We start from the raw sequence: 19,814 nt of genomic DNA, 5'->3' as shown, positions 1-19,814 counted from the left end.
GTGTGTCGTGCCGCCTCCTGCGGCAGGAGCACAGCCAAATGACCGTAAAAGACCGCAACACCCGCAGCAAAGCCGGCGCAGACACCCGCCTGTCCATGCGCGCCGCCCGCGAGGCACGCAACGGCCTGGCCGTGACCCTGGCCAACCTCGACGCCAGCGAACTGGGCCTGACCGAGCACGAAGCCGCCAAGCGCCTGCAGCGCGACGGCGCCAACCAAGTCGCCCATGACAAGCCGCAACCGGCCCTGGTGCAACTGCTCAAGGCCTTGCACAACCCCTTCATCTACGTGCTGCTCACCCTCGCCGGCATCAGCTTCGTCACCGATTACTGGCTACCGGTACGCGCAGGCGACCTGGAAGACGCGGACCTGACCAAGGTCATCATCATCATGACCATGGTCAGCCTCAGCAGCCTGCTGCGCTTCTGGCAGGAGTACCGTTCGGGCAAGGCCGCCGACGCCCTCAAGGCCATGGTCCGCACCACCGCCACCGTGCTGCGCCGCGAGCGCCACGACCAGCCGGCGCGCCTGCGCGAAGTGCCGATGAACGAGCTGGTGGCTGGCGATATCGTGCAACTGGCGGCCGGCGACATGATCCCCGCCGATATCCGCCTGATCGAGTCCCGCGACCTGTTCATCAGCCAGGCGGTACTGACCGGCGAGGCGCTGCCGGTGGAGAAGTACGACACCCTCGGCCACGTCGCGCAGAAGTCCGCCGGGGGCAGCGCCAGCGATGAAAGCGGCCTGCTCGACCTGCCCAACATCGGCTTCATGGGCACCAACGTGGTTAGCGGCCGCGCCCGCGCCGTGGTGGTGGCCACCGGCAAGCGCACCTACTTCGGCTCGCTGGCCAAGGCCATCGTCGGCTCGCGTAGCCAGACTGCCTTCGACCGTGGGGTGAACAGCGTCAGCCGCCTGTTGATCCGTTTCATGCTGGTAATGGTACCGGTGGTGTTCATGCTCAACGGCGTGGTCAAGGGCGACTGGAGCGACGCCTTCCTGTTTGCCCTGGCCGTTGCCGTGGGCCTGACCCCGGAGATGCTGCCGATGATCGTCAGCGCCAACCTGGCCAAAGGCGCCGTGGCCATGGCCCGGCGCAAGGTGGTGGTCAAGCGCCTGAACGCCATCCAGAACTTCGGGTCGATGGATGTCCTGTGCACCGACAAGACCGGCACCCTGACCCAGGACCGCATCATCCTCGAACACCACGTCGACCCCAGCGGCCACAAGGACCCGCGCCTGCTGGAGCTGGCCTGGCTCAACAGCCACCACCAGAGCGGCGTGAAAAACCTGATGGACCAGGCCGTGCTGCGCTTTGCCGGCGAAGACCAGGGCTTCCAGCCCCCCTATGCCTACGCCAAGGTCGACGAACTGCCCTTCGACTTCATCCGCCGGCGCCTGTCGGTGATCGTCAAGGATGCCCTGGGCGACCACCTGCTGGTGAGCAAGGGCGCCGTCGAGGAAATGCTGGCCATCGCCACCCATGTGGAAGAAGGCGGCCAGCGGATCGCTCTGGATGCCGGGCGACGCCAGCAACTGCTGGCCACCGCCAGCAGCTACAACCAGGAGGGTTTCCGCGTGCTGTTGGTCGGCACCCGTGATATTCCGGCCGTTGACGGCAAGCCCCAGTACCACACCGATGACGAGCGCGAGCTGGTGATTCGTGGCTTCCTGACCTTCCTCGACCCGCCCAAGGAAACCGCCGGCCCGGCCATCGCCGCCCTGCGCGAGATGGGCGTGAAGGTGAAGGTGCTGACCGGCGACAACCCGGTGGTCACCTGCAAGGTCTGCCGCGAAGTGGGCCTGGAGCCCGGCCAGCCGCTGCTCGGCCAGGACATCGAACGCCTGGACGACACCCAGCTCAAGGCCCTGGTCGAAGAGCGCACGGTGTTCGCCAAGCTCACACCGCTGCAGAAATCGCGGGTGCTCAAGGCGCTGCAAGCCAATGGCCACACCGTGGGCTTCCTCGGTGACGGCATCAATGACGCCCCGGCGCTGCGCGATGCCGACGTGGGCATCTCGGTGGACAGCGGCACCGATATCGCCAAGGAATCGGCCGACATCATCCTCCTGGAAAAGAGCCTGATGGTGCTGGAGGAAGGGGTGCTCAAGGGCCGCGAAACCTTCGGCAACATCATGAAGTACCTGTGCATGACCGCCAGCTCCAACTTCGGCAACGTGTTCTCGGTGCTGGTGGCCAGCGCGTTCATCCCGTTCATGCCGATGCTGGCGATCCACCTGCTGCTGCAGAACCTGATGTACGACTTCTCTCAGCTGTCGCTACCGTGGGATCGCATGGACAAGGAATTCCTGCGCGAGCCACGCAAGTGGGATGCCCGCAACATCGGTCGCTTCATGCTGTGGATCGGCCCGACCTCGTCGATTTTCGACATCACCACCTTTGCCCTGATGTGGTACGTGTTCGCCGCCAACAGCGTGGAAATGCAGGCGTTGTTCCAGTCCGGCTGGTTCATCGAGGGCTTGCTGTCGCAGACCCTGGTGGTGCACATGCTGCGCACCCGCAAGGTGCCGTTCATCCAGAGCACCGCGGCGCTGCCGGTGATCCTGGCCACCGGCCTGGTGATGTGCCTGGGCATCTATATCCCGTTCTCGCCCCTGGGGGCGATGGTCGGGCTGGTGCCGCTGCCGTGGGAATACTTCCCATGGCTGGCCGCTACCCTGCTCGGCTACTGCCTGGTGGCCCAGGGCATGAAGACCCTGTACATCCGCCGCTTCGGCCAGTGGTTCTGAGGGGGTGGGCATGCGCGTACTGATCTGCGCGGGGCGCAACTACGCCGACAACCAACGCTGCCGCCAGGCGCTGGACGCCCTCCAGCGCCAGCAACCGATCCGGGTGCTGATCCACGGCGGCAGCCAGCACCTGGGCGGCGAAATCGAAGGCTGGGCCCGCGAACAGGGCGCCGACATCGTGCGCTATCCGCCCAACTGGCAGTTGCACGGCAAGCTGGCCGAGCGCCTGCGCAACGTCTTCATGCTGCGCGACAGCCGGCCCGACCTGGTGCTGGCGCTGCCGGGCGGCGACGATACCGAGGAGCTGCTGGCCCGGGCGCGGGGTTCGGGGATTGCGGTGATCTGCGCCAGGCAGCCACGGACGGCGGGCGCCCACGGTCCTGGGGGCCAGGCCGGACAAAATTCGACGCACTCTTCTCGTCCACCTGCACAGGAGCACCACTAAGCTTTGCCAGGCCGCAGGACGCGGCCATCACCTGCAAACACGGAGTGCCCCATGTCCCTCGCCCTAGTCCACAGCCGAGCCCAGGTCGGGGTGCAGGCCCCCGCTGTCAGCGTCGAAACCCACCTGGCCAACGGCCTGCCCACGCTCACCCTGGTCGGTCTGCCGGAGACCACGGTCAAGGAAAGCAAGGACCGGGTCCGCAGCGCCATCGTCAACTCCGGGCTGGACTACCCGGCCCGGCGCATCACCCAGAGCCTCGCCCCGGCCGACCTGCCCAAGGACGGTGGCCGCTACGACCTGGCCATCGCCCTGGGCATCCTGGCCGCCAATGGCCAGGTACCGGTTGCCGCCCTCGACGGCATCGAATGCCTGGGCGAACTGGCGCTGTCGGGTACGTTGCGGCCGGTACAGGGTGTACTGCCTGCGGCACTGGCGGCGCGCGACGCGGGTCGGGCGCTGGTGGTGCCCAGGGAAAACGCCGAAGAGGCGAGCCTGGCCAGCGGCCTGGTGGTGTACGCAGTGGGGCACCTGCGGGAACTGGTCGCCCACCTGAATGCGCAACCTTCGCTGCCACCCTACGCCGCGAATGGCCTGTTGCTTGAGCAACGCCCCTACCCGGACCTCAGCGAAGTGCAGGGCCAGATCGCTGCCAAGCGGGCGCTGCTGGTCGCCGCGGCTGGCGCGCACAACCTGTTGTTCTCCGGGCCGCCGGGCACCGGCAAGACCCTGCTCGCCAGCCGCCTGCCCGGGCTGCTGCCGCCGCTGGACGAGCGCGAGGCGCTGGAGGTGGCGGCGATCCGCTCGGTCAGCGGCCATGCCCCGCTCGATTGCTGGCCACAGCGGCCGTTCCGCCACCCCCACCACTCCGCCTCCGGCCCGGCGCTGGTGGGGGGTGGCAGCCGACCGCAACCCGGCGAGATCACCCTGGCGCACCATGGCGTGCTGTTCCTCGATGAGCTGCCCGAATTCGAACGGCGCGTGCTGGAGGTGCTGCGCGAGCCGCTGGAGTCCGGCGAGATCGTGGTGGCCCGGGCCAAGGACCGGGTGCGCTTCCCGGCGCGCTTTCAACTGGTGGCGGCCATGAACCCCTGCCCCTGCGGCTACCTGGGCGACCCCACCGGCCGTTGCCAGTGCAGCAGCGAGCAGATCCAGCGCTACCGCAACAAGTTGTCCGGCCCCCTGCTCGACCGCATCGACCTGCACCTGACGGTGGCCCGGGAAAGTACCGTGCTGACTCACCAGCCCAGCGGCGAGACCAGCGCCAGTGTTGGCCAGCGGGTGGCCGAGGCACGGGAGCTGCAGCAGCGCCGGCAGGGCTGCGCCAATGCCTTCCTCGACCTCAAGGGGCTGCGCCGGCATTGCCCGCTGGAGCCGGTCGACCAGGCCTGGCTGGAGCAGGCCTGCGAACGGCTGACGCTGTCGTTGCGGGCAGCGCACCGGTTGCTGAAGGTGGCCCGCACCCTGGCGGACCTGGAGGGCACGCAAGCCATAGCCAGGTCGCACCTGGCGGAGGCGCTGCAGTATCGGCCCAGCGCCTGATCCTTTACGGCGGTTTTCCGCGCAATCATCCGCTGTATCAAGGCTGAGCCCCGTCGACAGACCCACTCAATCAGCGTAATAGCGGAAATATATTTTGCGCACTAAATATTTGCGCGCACTATTAATCTCAAGCAGCAAGCAGTCGCCAACCCTACTCAGCAGAACCCGGAGAACGATCATGCCCCTTCGCAAAGCCTTCGCCGTCACCGTCACCACCCTGGCCCTCGGCACCAGCGTCAGCAGCTTCGCCAGCGAAGCCACCCCGTACCGCTACGGCATGGACCTGGACATCGCCAAGGTCGTCAGCGTCGATGCCCCCGCCAGCGCCCAAGGCCAGACCAGCACCGCCACCCTGACCTACCGCGACAGCAGCGGCCAGCTGCGCGCCGTGAGCTACGTGCAACCCACCGTCCTCGCCAACCAGAACTGAGCCGCGGCTTGCCCGCCAAAGGAGCTAGAACATGAAACTGTCCCACACCCTGACCGCCGGCCTGCTGGCCCTTGCCGTGAACAGCGCCTTCGCCGCTGGCAGCCCCGGCGTCGAGCACACCACCCAAGGCTTCCTCGACGCCCTGGCCGCCGGTGGCGGCAAGCCGCTGGAGACCCTCGCACCCAAGGATGCCCGTGCGGTGCTGAGCGGTGCCCAGGCCGGGGTGAAGGTCGATGTGTCGGGGATCCGCGTCGAACGCCGGACCATCCAGGCCGACGGCCAGCCGCTGGAGATCCGCGTGGTGCGGCCCGAAGGATCCAAGGGCGAGCTGCCAGTGTTCATGTTCTTCCACGGCGGCGGCTGGGTGCTGGGCGACTACCCCACCCACGAACGCCTGATCCGTGACCTGGTGGTGGGCTCCGGCGCTGCGGCGGTCTACGTCGACTACACGCCGTCACCGGAAGCGAAGTTCCCCACCGCGATCAACCAGGCCTACGCCGCCACCCGCTGGGTCGCCGAGCACGGCCAGGAGATCGGTGTTGACGGTAGCCGCCTGGCGGTAGCCGGCAACAGCGTCGGCGGCAACATGGCCGCGGTGGTGGCACTGAAAGCCAAGGAGGCCGGCACGCCGAAGTTGCGTTTCCAGGCCCTGCTGTGGCCAGTGACCGACGCCAACTTCAACAACGCGTCCTACAACCAGTTCGGCGAAGGCCACTTCCTGACCCGCAACATGATGCAGTGGTTCTGGAACAACTACACCACCGACCCGCGCCAGCGCGACGACATCCATGCCTCGCCGCTGCGCGCCAGCCTCGAGCAGTTGCAAGGCCTGCCGCCAGCCCTGGTGCAGACCGCCGAGATGGACGTGCTGCGCGACGAAGGCGAAGCCTACGCCCGCAAGCTGGACGCCGCCGGGGTACCGGTGACCGCCGTGCGCTACAACGGCATGATCCATGACTACGGCCTGCTGAATGTGCTGAGCACCGTGCCCGGTGTACGCAGTGCCATGGACCAGGCGGCACAGGCGCTGAAAGCCCATCTGCAGTAAGCAGTTGATCGCCCGCTCCTACGCAGGTATCAGACCTTCGTGGGAGCGAGCTTGCTCCGCGATTGATTCAGCAAAGGTCCGTCTTTCAGAACGCTGCTTCCTGTCACCCCAGGATTGTCCTGTATCCCTTGTCCCCCGAAAATGCCCGCCTCTTTCATCGATGGCATAAGCTGTTGCATCAAGCGCTGCCGCACGCAGTTCAAGGAGTCCGAGCAATGCCACACGAAGGCAGCCTGCTACAAACCGCCGTCATCTTCCTCCTCGCCGCCGTGGTCGCCGTGCCGCTGGCCAAGCGCCTGCAACTGGGCGCCGTGCTCGGCTACCTGCTGGCCGGCGTGGCCATCGGCCCGCAGGCCCTGGGGCTGATCCGCGACACCGAGAGCGTCGCGCACATCTCCGAGCTGGGCGTGGTGTTGCTGCTGTTCATCATCGGCCTGGAGCTTTCACCACGACGCTTGTGGCTGATGCGCAAATCGGTGTTCGGCGTCGGCACCGCGCAGGTGGTCCTGACCGGCGCGGTACTGGGCGCCATCGCCCTGTTCGGCTTCAGCCAGACGCTACCCGCGGCCATCGTGCTCGGCCTTGGTCTGGCCCTGTCGTCCACCGCGCTGGGCCTGCAGAGCCTGGCCGAAAGCAAGCAGCTCAATGCGCCCCACGGTCGGCTGGCCTTCGCCATCCTGCTGTTCCAGGACATCGCCGCCATCCCGTTGATCGCCCTGGTGCCGCTGCTGGCCGCGAGCGGCCCGGACACCAGCCACGGCGACAGCCTCGAGCATGGCCTGAAGGTGTTCGCCAGCATCGCCATCGTCATCGTCGGCGGTCGCTACCTGTTGCGCCCGTTGTTCCGTATCGTCGCCCGCACCGGTTTGCCGGAAGTGTCCACCGCCACCGCGCTATTGGTGGTGATCGGTACCGCCTGGTTGATGGAGGAGGCCGGCGTGTCCATGGCCCTGGGCGCCTTCCTCGCCGGCCTGCTGCTGGCCGACTCCGAATACCGCCATGAACTGGAATCGCAGATCGAGCCGTTCAAAGGCCTGCTGCTGGGCCTGTTCTTCATCAGCGTCGGCATGGGCGCCAACCTGCGCCTGCTGCTGGAAATGCCGCTGGTACTGCTGGGCCTGACCCTGTTGTTGATCGGCGTGAAGCTTACGTTGCTGATCGGCGTCGGCCGCCTGGCCGGTGGCCTGAACAGCGCCAGCGCCCTGCGCCTGGGGATGGTGCTGGCTGCCGGCGGCGAGTTCGCCTTCGTGGTGTTCAAGCTGGGCAAGGACCAGGGCTTGTTCGACACCCAGACCTACGACCTGCTGCTGATGACCATCACCCTGTCGATGGCCCTAACGCCGCTGCTGATGCTCGGCTGCGCCCGCGCCCTGAAGCGCCCGCAACCCGCCCGCGAGGTGCCCGAGCAGTACAAGGCCATCGACGCTGGCACCCCGCGCGTGGTGATCGCTGGCATGGGCCGCATGGGCCAGATCGTCGCGCGCATCCTGCGGGCGCAGAAGATCCCGTTCATAGCCCTAGAGACCTCGGTGGACGCCATCGAGATGACCCGCATGTTCGAACAGGTGCCGGTGTTCTATGGCGACCCACTGCGCCCCGAAGTGCTGCACGCGGCCAAGGTCGGCGAGGCCGAGTATTTCATCATCACCATCGACGACCCGGAGGTGGCCATTCACACCGCGGAGCGGGCCAAGCGCCTGTACCCGCACCTGAAGGTGATCGCCCGGGCACGTAACCGTCAGCATGTGCACAAGCTGATGGACGTGGGTGCCGACCCGATCCGCGAGACGTTCTATTCCAGCCTGGAGATGAGCCGCCGCGCGCTGGTCGGGCTGGGGCTCTCCGAAGCCCAGGCGACAGACCGCATCGCCCGGTTCACCGAGCATGACGAACAGGTGCTGGAAGCCCAGGGGCAGGTCCGCGACGATCGGGCCAAGGTGATGCAGACGGCCAAGGAAGCGCGGGTGGAGCTGGAGCGGTTGTTTGCGTCGGATGAGGATTGAGGGCCAGGCGCAGGAAATACCCTACGAAACCTGTCGATGGCCCTCTGATTGTTCGAGCACACCCTGCTCCCTAGGCTGATCAGGTCGCCGCCATTACAGCGAACCTGATCGCTGCCAGGGATTTCCTTGAGCCCCTACTCTGCGTCCCCGAAGATTACCGAGAAGAAAGGTCAGAGCACTTGGCTGGACCTGCAATTACCCGATCTCAGGACCCTTGATCGGGCATGGCGTGCGCCTACCGTCGAAGAACTCATTGCAGCTGACAATCATCTCGTCGCAGTGGATTTGGTCGCGTATCACCTGGGCCTGAATACATCGTCCATGTATTCGCGGGGCATCGACACCCCTCTTGGTGTGGTCCAGATCCGCCACAGCTGCATCGCCCACATCGTCGAGAAGCGCCAGGATGCCAGAGAACGCTTTGCCAGAGTGGCGCTGGATACACTAACCGGACCATTCGAGGTATGGCGGGTCGCATACAGCAACGACACCCATAGGTTGGCGTTCATCGGCGCCTATGAATCCAAGCGGCAGATGCTGGTGATCGTTACGCTGGAGCAGGGCAAGCTGTTGTGGAATTTCATGCAATGCGATGCGAAAGCACTGAACAAGCACCGTCACGGCGAGCTGCTGTATCAGCGCTATGAGTTTCTGCCAGGCAAAGAAAAGGGCCACTGCGAACAGTGGCCCTGAAGCGATGCTTGATATTCATATACACACCCTCAAGCCGGGGTGTGGAGGTCTCACCCTACGCTGATGATTCAGCCATCGACGGGGTTCCTACGCCAGCTATTGCCGCTGAATGGCAACTGGTTTCGCGCTCATCTGAAACGCTAACAACAGCCGCTAGGCAAGTCAACGGAAGCGGACAAATGGAATGTAGCCAGAAATGGCCGGCTAATAGCGCCAAAACGGGGGGTTCTGGCAATTTCCCACAAGCCTTGAAGAATCTTCTCACTAGGCAGCCTATAAGCCGGGAAATACCCTACGAAGTCTGTCGATGCCCGTCTGATTGTCCGGGGAAATCATGCCCTCTAGGATCTCCCGGTCGCTGTCTGTTCAGCGATCGGACGTGGAAATCCGGTTAGGGTTATTGCCTTCAATGGCAGTTGTGCGCGGGAGGCCGCCTGGCCTGCCGGGTTGACCTCTAACCGGTTTCCACCCCGCGTACGACTGCCACCCTCTGCGTGGAAACGGACGGTTGCGGTTCAACCTTTAGAGGATCACTGCAATGAAAAAAATCGTCCCCGACCCACCCCTTCCCGACACCCGCCACCGCACCTTCGGCAAATGCGACGCCGGCCACCCACCGCTGTTCGCGGTCAACCCCAATATCAACGCCCACGACGCCTTGGTGCATGTCGCCGAGTACCTGCGCAGTGCCTACAACATCGGCTACAAGGCGTTGGAGCATACGGATGAAACCGGCAGGAGCCTGCTGTGGGCCAGCCTGCATGGGATCGAGATGGCCGAGGGCCTGACCGAGGCGATGCTGGAGGGTATCGAGTCGCCCTGAGCGACATTGCCTTCGAGGGAGTTGGATGAAGGCCATCACCGCCCGGTAGACTGCGCCCCACTACCCCGGCGCGCTGTGGAGATCGCCCCTTGGAAGACCTCAACTCCCTCTACTACTTCACCCAGGTGGTCGAGCACGGTGGCTTTGCCCCGGCCGGGCGGGCGCTGGACATGCCCAAATCCAAGCTCAGCCGGCGCATCGCCGACCTCGAGGAGCGCCTCGGCGTGCGCCTGCTGCACCGCACCAGCCGGCATTGCTCGCTGACCGAGATCGGCCAGGCCTACTACAACCGCTGCCTGGCCATGCGCGTTGAGGCCGAGGGCGCTGCCGAGATCATCGAGCGCAACCGCAGCGAACCGAGGGGGCTGGTGCGCATCAGTTGCCCGACCACCCTGCTCAACTCCTGGGTCGGTCCGATGCTCACCCGCTACATGCTCAAGTACCCGCAGGTGGAGCTGTTCATCGAGAGCACCAACCGCCGCGTCGACCTGCTGCACGAGGGCTTCGACGTGGCGCTGCGGGTGCGCTTCCCGCCGCTGGAGAACACCGACATGGTGATGAAGGTGCTGAGCAACAGCACCCAGTGCCTGGTCGGGCATCCGTCGTTTCTCGAACGGCTGGCTGAAGGCTTCGACCCGCAGCAGCTCAGTGAGCTACCCAGCGTCCATTGGGGCAGCGCCCAGCGTGAGTACCAGTGGGAGCTGTTCCAGAGCGAGGACATGAGCCGCAGCCTGGTGATCCCGCACACGCCGCGAATGGTCACCGATGATCTGTTTGCCTTGCGGCACTTCGTGGTGGCGGGCGTGGGGATCGCGCACCTGCCCAGGGTGGCGGTGCGCGAGGACTTGGCGGCGGGGCGCCTGGTGGAGCTTCTGCCGGACTGGCATCCGCGATGCGGCATCGTGCATGCGATCTTCCCGTCGCGGCGCGGGCTGCTGCCGTCGGTGCGGTCGTTGATCGACCATCTGGCGGAAGAATTCGCCATCAGCGACATGGCTTAGATACAGGGGCTGCGTTGCAGCCCCAGGCCCACTCAGAACGCGAAGCAGGAACAGCCCAGCGCGCCCCAGAACCCCTGGTAATCGCTCACCGGCACACTGGAGTGCCGCGCCTTCTCATGGCTATGGGCATGCACCCCGCACGGCCCGACGCACTGGTGCAGCGCCGCCGCCATTGGTGCCCCGGCGCGCCAGTGCCCCGGTACCTTGGCCACCGGCGACCACTCGGGCAACACCGGCACCTGCGCCGGGCCCAGCTTGTCGAACTCGGCGGCGCCGTACACCACCTTGCCATCGACAACAGTGAGCACCGACTCGATGCCCTTGATCGCCTCTTCATCGACGCTGAAGAAGTCCAGCGACAACGCCGCCAAGTCCGCCAGCTGGCCGACCTTGATCTGCCCCTTCTTGCCCTGCTCGCTGGAGAACCAGGCGCTGCCATGGGTGAACAGCTGCAGCGCGGTCTCGCGGCTAAGGCCTTCCGGATACAGTTCCAGCCCGCCGACGGTCTTGCCGCTGACCATCCAGTACAGCGACGTCCACGGGTTGTAGCTGGACACCCGGGTCGCGTCGGTCCCGGCCCCCACCGGCACGCCCATGTCGAGCATGCGCTTGATCGGCGGGGTGTGCTCGGCGGCCTTGGCGCCGTAGCGATCGACGAAGTATTCACCCTGGAAGGCCATGCGGTCCTGGATGGCGATACCCCCGCCCAGCGCCCGCACCCGCTCGATGTTCTGCGGGGTGATGGTCTCGGCATGGTCGAAGAACCATGGCAGGCCATTGAACGGAATGTCGCGATTGACCTTCTCGAACACGTCGAGCATGCGCGAGATCGACTCGTCGTAGGTGGCGTGCAGGCGGAACGGCCAGCGCTGCTCGACCAGGTGGCGTACCACCGGCTCCAGCTCCTGCTCCATAGTCTGCGGCAGGTCCGGACGCGGTTCGAGGAAGTCCTCGAAGTCGGCGGCGGAGAACACCAGCATCTCGCCAGCACCGTTGTGGCGGAAGAAGTCATTGCCGTCGCCCGGCTTGACCTTCTGCGTCCAGTTCTTGAAGTCGATGAGCTCTTCCTTGGGCTTCTGGGTGAACAGGTTGTAGGCAATGCGCACGGTCAGCTGATCGTTGTCGGCCAGTTCCTGAATCACCTGGTAGTCGTCCGGGTAGTTCTGGTAACCGCCGCCGGCATCGATGGCGCTGGTCAGGCCGAGGCGGTTGAGCTCGCGCATGAACTGGCGGGTAGAGTTGACCTGGTACTCCAGCGGCAGCTTCGGTCCCTTGGCCAGGGTGGCGTAGAGGATCGTGGCATTGGGCCGGGCGATGAGCATGCCGGTGGGGTTGCCGAACTTGTCACGCTGGATCTCGCCACCCGGCGGATTCGGCGTGTCCTTGGTGTAGCCCACGGCCTTGAGCGCGGCGCGGTTGAGCAAGGCGCGATCGTACAGGTGCAGCAGGAATACCGGGGTGTCCGGCGCGGCCTGGTTGATCTCTTGCAAGGTGGGCATGCGCTTTTCGGCGAACTGGAATTCGTTCCAGCCGCCGACCACGCGCACCCACTGCGGGCTCGGCGTGCGCTCGGCCTGGTCCTTGAGCATGCGCAGGGCGTCGGCCAGGGACGGTACGCCTTCCCAGCGCAGTTCGAGGTTGTAGTTCAGGCCGCCACGGATCAGGTGCAGGTGCGAGTCATTGAGGCCCGGGATGACCGTGCGCTGTTTGAGGTCGATGATCTGCGTGGCGGCGCCCTTGTGGGCCATGGCTTCGGCGTCGCTGCCCACGGCAAGGAACTTGCCGTCCTTGATGGCAACGGCACTGGCGCGGGGCTTTTCACGGTCAACGGTATGCAGCTTGCCGTTGAACAGGATGAGGTCGGCAGTCATGGCGCTTCCTTGGGTGGCGGCGTGGGCGAAACCGGCGGTGCCGGCGAAGGGCAATGCGGACCAAAGTGCGCCAGCGGCGCCGAGTACCGTGCTGGTGGCCAGAAACTGGCGGCGGCTCTTGTCGTTGGGATCCTGGGACATGGCGTTCTCCCTCGAGGGCGGCAAGCGCGACTGAGCTTGCCACCGATGCATGACAGAGAAGGGGGCTGGGCTGGCCGTGGAAGACTAGCAGCGGGAACAACCAGGCGCCGTTTCCGGCGCCCGGTGTCTTACTTGCCGGCGGTCAGGGCGTTGTAGCTGGTGATCAGGTTGCGGTAGTCAGGGATATGGTTGGAGAACAGCGCCGCCAGCCCTTCGACATCGTTGCGCCAGTCACGGTGCAGCTCACAGGCCACGCCGAACCAGGTCATCAGCTGGGCACCGGCCTGGCTCATGCGGTCATGGGCGGCGTCGCGGGTCATTTCGTTGAAGGTGCCGGAGGCGTCGGTGACCACGAACACTTCAAACTCTTCTTCAAGGGCCGCCAGCGCCGGGAAGGCCACGCACACTTCGGTCACCACGCCGGCAATGATCAGCTGCTTCTTGCCGGTGGCCTTCACTGCCTTGACGAAATCTTCGTTGTCCCAGGCGTTGATCTGGCCGGGGCGGGCAATGTACGGGGCATCCGGGAACAGCTCCTTGAGCTCCGGCACCAGCGGGCCGTTGGGGCCTTGCTCGAAGCTGGTGGTGAGGATGGTCGGCAGGTTGAAGTACTTGGCCAGGTCGGCCAGGGCCAGCACATTGTTCTTGAAGCGGTCCGGCTCGATGTCACGGACCAGGGACAGCAGCCCGGCCTGGTGGTCGACCAGCAGTACGGCGGCGTCGTCTTTGTTCAGGCGGGTGTAAGTGAATTTGCTCATGGTCGTTGCTCCCAAAGGTGTGTGATTGTCGTTGCCATCGGTGTTTCGCGTTGATGGGCAAAGATTAGATTGATCACCTTTGAGCCGGTAGACGGCAAAAATTGGCCCTAGCGTTCTGTTTTATGAACGATAGTTTTCCCTTTACGCAGAGCCGCTCAACGGACCAGCTTCCAGACAATGTGTGAATTGCGACCACTGAGCCTGTACTCGCACCCCTGGAACAACCCCCAGATCAACGGGCCGAACGACAGGGCAAGCAACAGGGGGAACACATAAAGCCCCAGGATGAGCAATAACGAGAGCAGTTTGTGCTCGAAGGTCATGGCCAGCCTGTGGACCTCGCCCGCCCCTTCGAAGGTGTTGATGTCCAGGCCGCGCTGCCTGGCGAAGAACCAGGCATAGATCGCCAGGGCGGATGCGGACACCATCACCCCCCCGAACATGAGCAGATTGATGAGCCTGAGGGTTTCACACAATGTCATTGCTGCTCCTTGCCGGCATGCTCCACCAATTGGATGCCCCATTCGACGGAATCAGACCGGCCGCGCGCCATTGTTTCCAACTCTTCGGCTTACAGCAAGAACGGCATGCCCTCGAAGCAGCCCGTTCTACGCCTCCTGCATGCCCATTGCGTGCCCCTTCAACCTGCTCTATTACTAGCCACAGCCCTCCCCCGCACCGAGACCATCATGCTGGCCTTCATCGAGTCCTCCCCGTTGTTGCTCGGCACCGCCCTGATCTTCCTCGACCTGCTGCTTTGGCACCTGATCCCATTGGAGCGCCGCGCCTGGCGCATCGCGTCGCGGCTGGCGATTTTCCTGCTGTTCAGCTGGCTCTTGCTGGCCGCGGGCATGAGCCCGCTGCAACCACCGCCCTGGGCCGACGATGTCTCGCGCAACCTGATGGCCACAGTGCTGGGGATCGGCTGGTGGCTGTTCGGCGCACGCACGGTGACGGTGGTGTTCGGCTTGTTGCTGGTGGCGCGGGGCAGCCACGGCGGGCGTCTGCTGCAGGATGTGGTCGGGGCGCTGATCTTCCTGGTCGCAGCGGTGGCGGCGGCGGCCTATGTGATGCAACTGCCGGTCAAGGGGCTGCTGGCCACCTCAGGGGTCATGGCCATCGTCATCGGCCTGGCGCTGCAGAGCACGCTGGCCGACGTGTTCTCGGGCATCGTGCTGAACACCACACGGCCCTACCAGATCGGCGATGCGATCTCGATCGACGGCACCGAGGGCAAGGTGGTTGATATCGACTGGCGGGCCACCCGGCTGATCACTGGCAACAGCAGCCTGGCGGTGATCCCCAACTCGGTGGCAGCCAAGGCCAAGATTCTCAACTTCAGCCGCCCGGCCGAGGTGCACGGGGTGTCGATCAGCGTGGTGGTGCCGGCCAAGGTGCGCCCGCAACGGGTGTTCGATGCACTGGAGAAAACCCTACAAGGCACCAGCATCCTGCTGGACAAGCCGGCGCCCAAGGTCACGGTAAAGGCTGCGACACTGGAGTCAGTGGAGTACGAGGCCAGCGGCTTCATCGCCGAGATGTCGCGCAAGACCGAAGTGCGCAACCAGTTGTTCGACCTCGCCCACCGCCACCTGGAAGCCAGCGGCGTGACCTGGAACACCGAGCTGGGCGCCCCGGTGCGCAGCCGCCAGCGCGAGCTGCTGGACGAAGTACGGGTGTTCCGCTCGCTGAGCAACGAAGAACGCGACGCCCTGAGCCAGCGCATGACCACGGTGGAATACCTCGCTGACCAGGTGATCCTCGACATTGGCGAGCGCTCGGAACATGTGCTGCTGATCAGCCGCGGCGTGGTACTGGCGTCGGTGCGCGATGGCGAACGGCTGATCGAAGGCGGGCGCATGGGGCCTGGAGAGGTGCTGGGGCTGGAGGGATTGGTGGACGATGAGGCCTCGCCCGTGGAGTTCCGCGCCCTGAGCGGCTGCATGCTGTATCGCATCGACAAGGAACAGGTGCGCGGTTGCCTGAGCGAAAGCGGCGATGTGAAGTCGGCACTGACCAAGCTGCAACGGTTCCGGCGGCAGAAGCGCGAATCGCTGTTATTGCAGAAGCCGGCGGTGGTGAAGAAAGGCGGGTTCCTGAGCTGGCTGCATAAGTGAGCCTGTCGCGGCGCAAGTCGGGCCGCGATGGCGATTACAGCACTACCCGCAGACACTGCCCGGCGTGATACAGCGAGAACCCCGACTCGTAGAACGCCGTGCGCAACGATGGCGCGCTCACCGGCTTCATCGGCGAGAACGGGATTGGCAGGCGGTCCGGGTCATCCTTGAGCAGAAACTCCGCAAAGGCCCGGCCGATCACCGTGCCGGTGGTGTTGCCGCGGCCATTGTAGCCGGTCACCGCCACCAGCCCCGGCGCCGGCTCGAACAGGCGCATCAGGTGGTCGGGGGTGAAGTCGATGCAGCCGGTCCAATGCATTTCCCACTCCACCTTGCCCAGCTCCGGGTAGTAGTGGCTCTGGATGCGGTCGGCCCAGCTGCGCACGAACCACGCCGGCTTGTTGTCGACCCGGCCGAGGCTGCCCAGCAGCAGGCGGCCCTGGTCGTCGCGGCGGATGCTGCTGAGCACGGTGCGGGTGTCCCACGAGCCCTGGCCATGGGGCAGGACCTTGTCGGCGGCGGCGCCGTGCAAGGGCTTGGAAGCCACCTGGTAGTAGTAGCCACGGAAGAACTGTTTTTGCAGGTTGCTCCAATCCCCTTCGGTGTAGGCGCCGGTGGAGATCACCACCTTGTCGGCGCGCACCGTGCCGCGCGCGGTCTTCACCTGCCAGGTGTCGCCGTCGCGCTCCAGGCCCTCGACAGCGGATTGCTGGAACAACTTGCCGCCCAGGCGCGTCACAGCGGCGGCCAGGCCTTGGGTGTAACCCATGGGGTTGATGGTGCCGGCGCGGCGGTCGAGCAGCGCGGCGGAGATCTTGTCGGTACCGCAGTATTCCTGGCAGTGCGCCCCGGTCAGCAGCTCGACATCGGCGCCGCGCCGGGTCCATTGCTGGTGGCGAGCTTCGAGGTCGGCGATGCCGGTGGCATTGTGCGCCATGTGCAGGGTGCCTTTGTGCTGGGCCTGGCAGTCGATACCTAAACGCTCGATCATGGCGAACACTTCGCCCGGTGCCTCGCCCAGTACCTTGTTCAGGCGGCTGCCTTGCTTGTGGCCGAGGGTGGCCTCGACGTCGTCGGGGCGGATCCAGGTGCCTGCATTGACCAGGCCGACGTTGCGCCCCGAGCCGCCGTGACCGATCTTCCAGGCCTCCAGCAGGATCACCGATTTACCTTGCTCCAGCAGGTGGATCGCCGCGGACAGCCCGGTGATGCCGCCGCCGATCACGCAGACGTCAGCTTTGTGCTCGCCGGCCAGGGCCTGGGCGGCGACGGTCGGCTGGGTGACGTGTTCCCACAGACATTCTTGACGCAGTTCGGACATGGCCCGGCTCCAGCGGTGTTGTTCTTGTTGGGGGCGCGTTGCGCCCCTTTCGCGGCACAAGGCCGCTCCTACACAGGCAACGCAATCCTCTGTAGGAGCGGCCTTGTGCCGCGAAACGGGGGCAGAGCCCCCGCCTGCGATCATCAGTCGAACACGATGCCCTGCGCCAGCGGCAACTCGCGCGAGTAGTTCACAGTGTTGGTCTGGCGACGCATGTAGCCTTTCCAGGCATCAGAGCCCGACTCACGGCCACCGCCGGTCTCTTTCTCGCCACCGAACGCCCCGCCGATCTCGGCGCCGCTGGTGCCGATGTTGACGTTGGCGATGCCGCAGTCGCTGCCCGAAGCACTCTGGAAGCGCTCGGCCTCACGAATGTCGGTGGTGAAGATGCACGACGACAGGCCCTGTGGCACTTCGTTGTTCAGGCGCAGGGCCTCTTCGAAGTCGTCATAGGCCAGCACGTAGAGGATCGGCGCGAAGGTTTCGTGGCGCACCACGTCGCTCTGGGCCGGCATTTCGGCGATGGCCGGGGTCACGTAGTAGGCGTTCGGGTACTGCTCGGCCAGCTGGCGCTCGCCGCCGAACACCTGGCCGCCTTCATCGCGGGCCTTGGCCAGCGCGCCCTGCATGGCGTCGAACGACTGCTTGTCGATCAGCGGGCCGACCAGGTTGTCCTTGCGCGGATCACCGATGCGCACCTTGGCGTAGGCAGCCTTGACCCGGGCCACCACTTCATCCTTGATCGAACGGTGCACGATCAGGCGGCGCAGGGTGGTGCAGCGCTGGCCGGCAGTGCCCACGGCAGAGAACAGGATGCCGCGCACGGCCAGGTCCAGGTCTGCGCTCGGGGCGAGGATCATGGCGTTGTTGCCACCCAGCTCGAGGATGCTGCGGCCGAAGCGTGCCGCCACACGTGGGCCCACTTCCCGGCCCATGCGGGTGCTGCCGGTGGCGCTGACCAGCGGCACACGCGGGTCGTCGACCAGGGCTTCACCGGCTTCACGGCCGCCGATTACCAGCTGGCTCAGGCCGGCCGGCGCGTCGCCGAAGGCCTTGAGGGCTTTTTCGAACAGGGCCTGGCAGGCCAGGGCGGTGAGCGGGGTCTTCTCGGACGGCTTCCACACCACCGCGTTACCGGCCACCAGGGCCAGCGCGGTGTTCCAGGCCCACACGGCGACCGGGAAGTTGAAGGCGCTGATCACGCCGACCACGCCCAGCGGGTGCCAGGATTCACGCATGTGGTGGCCCGGGCGCTCGGAGGCGATGGTCAGGCCGTACAGCTGGCGCGACAGGCCGACGGCGAAGTCACAGATGTCGATCATCTCCTGCACTTCGCCCAGGCCTTCCTGGGTGATCTTGCCGGCTTCGATGGACACCAGCTCGCCGAGGTCGGCCTTGTGCGCACGCAACACTTCGCCGAACAGGCGCACCAGCTCGCCGCGACGTGGCGCTGGCACGCTGCGCCAGGCTTCGAAGGCCTGCTGAGCCTGGTCGATGCGGGCAATGGTGTCGGCCTTGCCGAGCAGCTTCACCGCGGCGATCTGGCTGCCGTCGATCGGGGTGTGAACAGGGTAGTCGCCCTGGGTGTAAGCCGCGGCGGCAACGCCAAGGCGCTCGAGCAGTCCAGCAACCATTGTGCTTCTCCTTTCATCGGGTGAAGGGTTGGAAAATGACGTGGGTCAGTATTAATCCGATTACACAGGTGCAACAAACGACCTTTATTCCGCATATCATTCCGTCAGGTAATGATTTCAGCCGCCGAGACCCTTATGTCCAAACGCCTGGTTCCCTCCATGACCGCCTTGCAGTGCTTCGAGGCCGCCGCCCGCCACCTGAGCTTCACCCGCGCCGCCGAAGAGCTGCACCTGACCCAGAGCGCGGTGAGCAAGCAGGTGGCGCAGCTCGAAGAGATGCTGCGCCATCACTTGTTCCTGCGCATCCGCCGGCGCCTGCAACTGACCCCCGCCGGCGCCCTTTACCTGGCCGAGGTGAACAAGATTCTCACCCAGGTCGACATGTCCAGCCGCTACGTGCTCACCTACGGCACGCAGACCGAAGTATTGAAAGTAGCCACTCAGCCGAGTTTCGGCGTGCGCTGGTTGATCCCGCACCTCAAGGGCTTCGGCAAGCGCCACCCGAACATCCACCTGGACATCCGCAACGAGATGGAGCCGTTCGCCCTTCTGCAGGGCTCCGCCGACGTGGTGTTCTTCTACGGCCATGGGACCTGGCCGGGAGCAACTTGCCTGGAGTTGTTCGGTGAGGAGGTGGTGCCGGTGTGCGCGCCGGAGCTGCTGCAAGGGCGCACGCTGCCCGACGTGGGTGCGCTGGCGGAGCTGGTACTGCTGCAAAGCGCCTCGCGCCCGCAGGCCTGGCACGAGTGGTTCCTGGAGCAAGGGCTGCACACCGACAACAGCTACCACGGGCCGCGCTTCGACACCTTCTACATGGCCCTGAGCGCGGCGCAGGCCGGCTGTGGGGTGGCGCTGGTGCCGCGCTACCTGGTGGCCAAGGAGTTGGCCGAGGGCAGCCTGGTGCTGGCCTGGAACCATGCGATGCGCAGCAACGGCGCGTATTACCTGGCGTTTGCCGAACATGCGGCGGAGGTGCCGAAGGTGCGGGCGTTGGTGGAGTGGGTTCGCGAGCAGCTTCAGGCTTGAGATGGCTGGGGCTGCTGCGCAGCCCTTTCGCGATACAAGGCCGCTCCTACAGGGGTACGCGATCCCCTGTAGGAGCGGCCTTGTGTCGCGAAAGGGCCGCAAAGCGGCCCCATGGCCATCAAGATCGATCAAAAAAGGAATGAAACCCGCACTTTTTTTCGCTTGTACGGTGAGTCCATTCCCAGTTTTCATGTAAGCCTCCTCAACTCACCCC

The 19,814-nt window shown here is 65.3% G+C and carries 16 protein-coding genes; 11 read left to right on the top strand and 5 right to left on the bottom strand.

Going from position 1 to position 19,814, the window contains the following annotated elements; translation table 11 throughout:
* The first annotated feature begins 38 nt into the window (after positions 1-38).
* From mgtA to ACODS5_RS01115, 9 genes are all read left to right on the top strand, one after another.
* A complete protein-coding gene (gene mgtA, locus ACODS5_RS01155) occupies positions 39-2,750 on the top strand; it encodes a magnesium-translocating P-type ATPase (protein ID WP_489107710.1) in 2,712 nt (903 codons plus the stop codon).
* Positions 2,751-2,760: 10 nt separating this feature from the next.
* Positions 2,761-3,195: a DUF2493 domain-containing protein gene (locus ACODS5_RS01150; protein ID WP_489107709.1), complete on the top strand. Its 435-nt coding sequence runs from the start codon at positions 2,761-2,763 to the stop codon at positions 3,193-3,195.
* 51 nt (positions 3,196-3,246) lie between these two features.
* Positions 3,247-4,734: a YifB family Mg chelatase-like AAA ATPase gene (locus tag ACODS5_RS01145; protein WP_489107708.1), complete on the top strand. Its 1,488-nt coding sequence runs from the start codon at positions 3,247-3,249 to the stop codon at positions 4,732-4,734.
* A 178-nt stretch (positions 4,735-4,912) separates the two neighbouring features.
* Entirely contained in the window at positions 4,913-5,164 is a 252-nt protein-coding gene (locus ACODS5_RS01140; protein ID WP_134689000.1) for a DUF2790 domain-containing protein, read from the top strand.
* 31 nt (positions 5,165-5,195) lie between these two features.
* Positions 5,196-6,212: an alpha/beta hydrolase gene (locus ACODS5_RS01135; protein WP_489107707.1), complete on the top strand. Its 1,017-nt coding sequence runs from the start codon at positions 5,196-5,198 to the stop codon at positions 6,210-6,212.
* A 215-nt stretch (positions 6,213-6,427) separates the two neighbouring features.
* The gene (locus ACODS5_RS01130) at positions 6,428-8,215 is read left to right on the top strand and encodes a monovalent cation:proton antiporter-2 (CPA2) family protein (protein ID WP_489107706.1); all 1,788 of its coding nucleotides are present in this window, start codon (positions 6,428-6,430) and stop codon (positions 8,213-8,215) included.
* Between the two features lie 126 nt (positions 8,216-8,341).
* Positions 8,342-8,908, top strand: a complete 567-nt coding sequence (locus ACODS5_RS01125) for a PBECR2 nuclease fold domain-containing protein (protein WP_489107705.1) — start codon at positions 8,342-8,344, stop codon at positions 8,906-8,908.
* 538 nt (positions 8,909-9,446) lie between these two features.
* Positions 9,447-9,731 (top strand): DUF3077 domain-containing protein, encoded by a 285-nt coding sequence (locus ACODS5_RS01120; protein WP_489107704.1) that lies wholly within the window; start codon positions 9,447-9,449, stop codon positions 9,729-9,731.
* A gap of 89 nt (positions 9,732-9,820) precedes the next feature.
* Entirely contained in the window at positions 9,821-10,732 is a 912-nt protein-coding gene (locus tag ACODS5_RS01115; protein WP_489107703.1) for a LysR substrate-binding domain-containing protein, read from the top strand.
* Between the two features lie 32 nt (positions 10,733-10,764).
* Here the strand turns inward: ACODS5_RS01115 and ACODS5_RS01110 are convergent, their stop codons facing one another.
* The 3 genes from ACODS5_RS01110 to ACODS5_RS01100 all read right to left on the bottom strand — a co-directional run bounded on the left by ACODS5_RS01110 (position 10,765) and on the right by ACODS5_RS01100 (position 13,984).
* On the bottom strand, positions 10,765-12,603 hold the full coding sequence (locus ACODS5_RS01110) for an amidohydrolase (protein WP_167659418.1): 1,839 nt from the start codon (positions 12,601-12,603) through the stop codon (positions 10,765-10,767).
* A gap of 269 nt (positions 12,604-12,872) precedes the next feature.
* Positions 12,873-13,502, bottom strand: a complete 630-nt coding sequence (gene ycaC / locus ACODS5_RS01105; RefSeq protein WP_134689007.1) for an isochorismate family cysteine hydrolase YcaC — start codon at positions 13,500-13,502, stop codon at positions 12,873-12,875.
* Between the two features lie 155 nt (positions 13,503-13,657).
* Positions 13,658-13,984, bottom strand: a complete 327-nt coding sequence (locus ACODS5_RS01100) for a hypothetical protein (RefSeq protein WP_134689008.1) — start codon at positions 13,982-13,984, stop codon at positions 13,658-13,660.
* Positions 13,985-14,191: 207 nt separating this feature from the next.
* Between ACODS5_RS01100 and ACODS5_RS01095 the strand changes: the two genes are divergently transcribed.
* Positions 14,192-15,619, top strand: coding sequence for a mechanosensitive ion channel family protein (locus tag ACODS5_RS01095; protein WP_134689009.1), 1,428 nt, complete (start codon positions 14,192-14,194; stop codon positions 15,617-15,619).
* Positions 15,620-15,653: 34 nt separating this feature from the next.
* On the opposite strand, the gene amaA is transcribed toward ACODS5_RS01095, so the two are convergent.
* Positions 15,654-16,940 carry an L-pipecolate oxidase gene (gene amaA, locus ACODS5_RS01090; protein ID WP_134689010.1) on the bottom strand — a complete coding sequence of 429 codons (1,287 nt, stop codon included), beginning with the start codon at positions 16,938-16,940 and terminating at the stop codon, positions 15,654-15,656.
* Positions 16,941-17,083: 143 nt separating this feature from the next.
* Positions 17,084-18,574, bottom strand: coding sequence for an L-piperidine-6-carboxylate dehydrogenase (amaB, locus tag ACODS5_RS01085; protein WP_489107702.1), 1,491 nt, complete (start codon positions 18,572-18,574; stop codon positions 17,084-17,086).
* A 135-nt stretch (positions 18,575-18,709) separates the two neighbouring features.
* On the opposite strand from amaB, the gene ACODS5_RS01080 reads away from it, so the two are divergent.
* Positions 18,710-19,600, top strand: coding sequence for a LysR family transcriptional regulator (locus ACODS5_RS01080; protein ID WP_134689012.1), 891 nt, complete (start codon positions 18,710-18,712; stop codon positions 19,598-19,600).
* The last annotated feature ends 214 nt before the right edge of the window (positions 19,601-19,814 follow it).

The sequence above is a fragment of the Pseudomonas sp. FG47 genome, assembly GCF_057809115.1.
Note: the sequence above shows the minus strand (reverse complement) of the source record. Positions and strands in the feature narration are given on the sequence as shown.